The organism is Paraburkholderia sp. LEh10 (assembly GCF_017814945.1).
In the GTDB taxonomy this organism is placed as follows: domain Bacteria; phylum Pseudomonadota; class Gammaproteobacteria; order Burkholderiales; family Burkholderiaceae; genus Paraburkholderia.
In genome coordinates, this window is record NZ_JAGIPX010000241.1 from 1 (window position 1) to 554 (window position 554).

The following is a 554-nucleotide window of genomic DNA, read 5'->3' on the forward strand; positions in this document are numbered from 1 at the left end:
ATGCGCTGCCTGGCCTGTTCATGGGTCGCAAAGTGTTCTCGCGAGAGTAGCTCCGCTTCAAGCGTGCCGAAGAACGACTCGCACATCGCGTTGTCATAGGCATCGCCGGCCGTGCCCATCGACGGCTGTACGCCTGCTTCGCGGCATCGTCGTCCAAAGGCAATGGACGTGTATTGACAGCCTTGATCGGAATGTAGAATCACACCGTCATGGCGTCGTTGCTGCAACGCCATGTCCAGTGCGCGTAACATCAGTTCGGTGTATAGATTGGTTGACATCGCCCAGCCGATGATGCGACGGCTGAACACATCCAGCACGACCGCCAGATAGAGGAATCCTTCGCCCGTGGGTACATAGGTCGCATCTGCGACCCACAGCACGTTTGTCGCGTCGGCACTGAAGTGCCTGCGCACCAGATCAGGCGCACGCCGGGCGCCTGCGCGTGGCCGTGTGGTGCGCGGCCAGCGCCGCCGGCTTGCCCCGTACAGACCCGCCATACGCATGAGGCGCGCCACCCGCTTGCGCCCCACGTGTACGCCTTCGCGCGCGAGCTG

1 protein-coding gene is annotated in these 554 nt (G+C 62.8%); it reads right to left on the minus strand.

The window, feature by feature from the left end:
* The coding region (locus J8I87_RS46640) for an IS3 family transposase (protein WP_209938944.1) at positions 1-554 on the minus strand (554 nt) is incomplete at both ends.